Genomic DNA, 4,124 nt, shown 5'->3' with positions numbered 1-4,124 from the left:
CAACCAGCGCAGCGTCCCGTTGACCAGCTTCGAGATCGCCACCTCCGGCGAGCAGCCGCGCCTCGTTGCCAGGCTCGCCAAGCCGCTGGCGCCCGGCAAAAGCGTCGCGCTCAAGCTCAACAAGCCCCAGGGCTGCGCCTATACGGTCCAGGGGAAATTCGACGATGAGTCCGCCAGCGACGCAGACATGGATCTGTGCCGTGATCGCGTCATTCGGCTGACGGAGTGATCGCGGGAACCGTCATTTGCGGACGAAGCAAAGCGGAGCTCCGCGCATGAGCGGGCAGGCGCAGCCTCGACCCCAGCCCGAGCGAGACGGCGCCAGGTTTCACGCCGTCGCGCCGGCCTTCATCAGCTTGTAGGTGATCGAGTCGACCAGCGCCTGGAACGAAGCGTCGATGATGTTGGCGCTGACGCCCACCGTGGTCCAGCGTTCGCCTGTCTCGTCGCCAGACTCGATCAGCACGCGGGTCACCGCATCCGTGCCGCCCTGGAAGACGCGGACCTTGTAGTCGACCAACCTGAGGCCGCCGATCAGCGACTGGTAGCGGCCGAGATCCTTGCGCAGCGCGAGATCCAGTGCATTGACGGGCCCGAGCACGCTTTCGGCGACCGAGATCAGCAGGTCGTCACCGACCTTCACCTTCACGATCGCCTCGGAAAAGGTGACGAGCTCGCCGAGCGCGTTGTAGCGCCGCTCGACATTGGCGGTGAAACGCTCGATCTCGAAATAGGCCGGGAGCTCGCCGAGAATGCGCTTGGCCAGCAGGAAGAAGGAAGCGTCGGCGCCCTCAAAGGCATAGCCCTGCGCTTCCTTCTCCTTCACTTCCTGCAGCACGCGGTTGAGGCGAGGATCGTCGCGACCGAGCGTGACGCCGATGCGCTCCAGCTCCGCCACGAGGTTCGACTTGCCGCCCTGGTCGGAGATCAGGACCTTGCGGGTGTTCCCGGTTGCCTCAGGGGTGACATGCTCGTAGGTGCGCGGATCCTTCAGCACGGCCGAGGCGTGGATGCCGGCCTTGGTCGCGAAGGCGGACGCTCCGACGAAGGGCGCATGCCGGTTCGGCGCACGGTTCAGCATCTCGTCGAGGGCGCGCGAGACATGGGTCAGCTCGGCCAGCTGGTCATCGCGGACGCCTAGCGCGAAACGGTCGCGATAGCGCTCCTTGAGCTTGATCGCGCCGATCAGCGTGACCAGGTTGGCATTGCCGCAGCGCTCGCCCAACCCGTTGAGCGTGCCCTGGATCTGGCGCGCGCCGGCTTCGACGGCGGCCAACGAGTTGGCGACGGCGCAGCCGCAATCGTCATGGGCGTGGATGCCGAGATGATCGCCCGGCACGGTCCGGGCGACCTCGCGCACGATCGCGCCGACCTCGTCGGGCAGCGTGCCGCCATTGGTGTCGCACAGCACGACCCAGCGCGCACCGGCCTCATAGGCAGTACGAGCACAGGCAAGCGCGTAGTCCGGATTGGCCTTGTAGCCATCGAAGAAGTGTTCGCAGTCGAGCATCACCTCACGCCCGGCCGCCTTCGCCGCCTCGACGCTCTCGCGGATTCCGGCGAGGTTGTCCTCCAGCGAAATCTCCAGGGCGACATGGACATGATAGTCCCAGCTCTTGGCGACGAAGACGATGGCATCGGCCTTCGCCTCCAGCAGCGCGGCGATGCCGGGATCATTGGCGGCCGAGCGCCCTGCCCGCTTGGTCATGCCGAAGGCGGCGAACTTCGCCTGCTTCGTCGCCTTCTGCTCGAAGAAGGCGGTATCCAGCGGGTTGGCGCCGGGATAGCCGCCCTCGACATAGTCGACGCCGAGCCGGTCGAGCAGCGCGGCCACGGCGCGCTTGTCGTCGAGCGAGAAGTCGACGCCGGTGGTCTGGGCGCCGTCGCGCAGCGTAGTGTCGAAGAGATGGACGCGAGCGGCCGTCATGGCTCGCGCCGAAGCTTGAAGCGGACGACGCGCGGCACGACCATCGCCAGCATGACCAGCTTGATGGCGAAGGAGAGCGAGCCCGCCGGGCGAATCTTCGGGCTCATCGTTTCATCTCCCAGCTGGTCGTCGGCGCGCCGGTGGCGGGGTCCTTGCCGTCCTTGAGCGCGATGCCCATGGCGGCCAGTTCGTCACGGATGCGGTCGGACTCGGCGAAATTCTTGGCACGGCGGGCGTCGAGACGGGCGGCGATGAGACGCTCGACCTCCGGCGCTATGACGACGGGCGCCGCCACCTCCGGCAGCCTGATGCCGAGCAGTTCCAACCCCGCCAGCAATGCCGGCAGGTCACCCGTCTTGCGTAGCGCATGCAGTTCTGCGAGCACCCGGGCAGTGTTGAGATCGTCGGCAAGTGCGTCGAGCAACTCGGCGGACGGTTGGGATGCCTTCGCATCCTGCGTCGCCTCCGCCCAATCCTGCAGCATCCTCTCGACTTCCTCCAACGCCTTCACCGTCCAGTCGATCGGCTGGCGGTAATGCGTCTTCAGCATCGCGAGGCGCAGCACTTCGCCCGTCCATCTCCGGCCGCCGAAAGTGTCAGTCGCGAGAAGCTCGTTGATCGTGACGAAGTTGCCGAGCGACTTCGACATCTTCTCGCCTTCGACCTGCAGGAAGCCGTTGTGCATCCAGATATTAGCCATGGTCGGCGCGCCCTCGCCGCCGCCGAAGGCGCAGCAGGACTGGGCGATCTCGTTCTCGTGGTGCGGGAAAACGAGATCGATGCCGCCGCCATGGATGTCGAAGACGTTCTTCGCCGGATCGTCGCAGGCAAGCCCGCCGCCGAAGGGCGTCAGCAGCTTCGCCATCGACATGGCCGAGCATTCGATATGCCAGCCCGGCCGGCCGGACGTGGCGATGCCGGCCGGCGAAGGCCAGCCCGGATCGATGCCGTCGCGGCTCGGCTTCCACAGCACGAAATCCATCGGATCGCGCTTGTAGGGCGCGACATCGACGCGGGCGCCGGCCAGCATCTCGTCGAGCGAGCGGCGGGCGAGCGTGCCGTACTTCGGTGCCTTCGTCAGATGCGCGACCGCCGGGACATGGAACAACACATGCTCCTCGGCGACATAGGCGACGCCGCGCGCGATCAGGCGCTCGATGATCGCCTTCATCTCATCGATATGGTCGGTGGCGCGCGGCTCGGTCGTCGGCCGCAGGTTGCCGAGCGCGTCGACGTCATGGTGGAATTGCGCCGTCGTCGTCTCGGTGACCTTCGCGATCGCCTCGTTCAGCTTCAGGCCCGGAAAGTCGCGGGCCGCGCGGGCATTGATCTTGTCGTCGACGTCCGTGAGGTTACGGGCATAGGTGACATGCTCCGCGCCGTAGATGTGGCGCAGCAGCCGGTAGAGCACGTCGAAGACGATGACCGGGCGGGCATTGCCGATATGGGCGTAGTCGTAGACGGTCGGGCCGCAGACATACATGCGAACGTTCGACGGATCGATCGGCACGAAGTCCTGCTTCGTCCGCGTCAGCGTGTTGTAGAGCCTCAGGGTCGGCGACATCGGAGCGAAATCCTGGAACGAACGAGACGGCGAAATGCGAGAAGGGACCTGGCCGCTGGCCGGGGCGCTTTTGTCGGTTCGTTTTCAGGACGAGGACGTGAGCAGCCGGCCAGCGAAAGCTAGCGGCAAATAATGCAAGGGCTGTTGATGGCGGCTCGCGTCATGATCAGAACTGATTGCCTTTCCGCGCGGCTTGCGTCAAGAGGGCCGCCCGATGCTGCATCGCAGCATTGCACGAAGGTTGCGGCGTTTCATTCAAATTTAACTGGCCGGAACCATCATCCCGATTCGCGGGTTCTGCACCCCGTCATCATCAGGAAACACAATTCATGCGCCGCGCCGTGGCTTTCGTCGGACTGCTCGGGATCGCTGCTGCCGGCATCTCGCTTTCGATCATGCCGACCAGCCGCTCGGTCGCCGCTGCAAACGAACCCCGCACCTTCCTGATCCCGGCCAGCGACGGCTACGGCGTCGCCGACTGCATCTCCTCCCGGGCCGAATGCGGCAAGATCGTCGCCAATGCCTGGTGCGAATCGCAAGGCTTCGGCAAGGCCGTCGCCTTCGGCGTCGCCGCTCGTGAGGATTTCACCGGCACGGTCAGCAAGCCGAGCCCGGCACAACTGGCCGAAGCGC

The 4,124-nt window shown here is 65.8% G+C and carries 4 protein-coding genes; 2 read left to right on the top strand and 2 right to left on the bottom strand.

Features of this window, described 5'->3' with window-relative positions; translation table 11 throughout:
- Positions 1-229 (top strand): hypothetical protein (locus ACIPIA_RS11475; protein ID WP_400509582.1); only part of this gene is annotated, 229 nt, incomplete at its 5' end.
- A gap of 99 nt (positions 230-328) precedes the next feature.
- Here ACIPIA_RS11475 and cimA read toward each other — a convergent pair.
- Together cimA and cysS are read right to left on the bottom strand one after the other, a co-directional pair.
- Positions 329-1,927: a citramalate synthase gene (cimA, locus tag ACIPIA_RS11470; RefSeq protein WP_400509580.1), complete on the bottom strand. Its 1,599-nt coding sequence runs from the start codon at positions 1,925-1,927 to the stop codon at positions 329-331.
- Positions 1,928-2,030: 103 nt separating this feature from the next.
- Entirely contained in the window at positions 2,031-3,491 is a 1,461-nt protein-coding gene (gene cysS, locus ACIPIA_RS11465; protein ID WP_400509578.1) for a cysteine--tRNA ligase, read from the bottom strand.
- A 329-nt stretch (positions 3,492-3,820) separates the two neighbouring features.
- Between cysS and ACIPIA_RS11460 the strand changes: the two genes are divergently transcribed.
- On the top strand, positions 3,821-4,124 hold a 304-nt coding region (locus tag ACIPIA_RS11460; protein ID WP_400509576.1), incomplete at its 3' end, for a hypothetical protein.

Origin of the sequence: Allobosea sp. CER48 (assembly GCF_044752385.1) — a bacterium.
Classification (GTDB): Bacteria; Pseudomonadota; Alphaproteobacteria; order Rhizobiales; family Beijerinckiaceae; genus Allobosea.
Note: the sequence above shows the minus strand (reverse complement) of the source record. Positions and strands in the feature narration are given on the sequence as shown.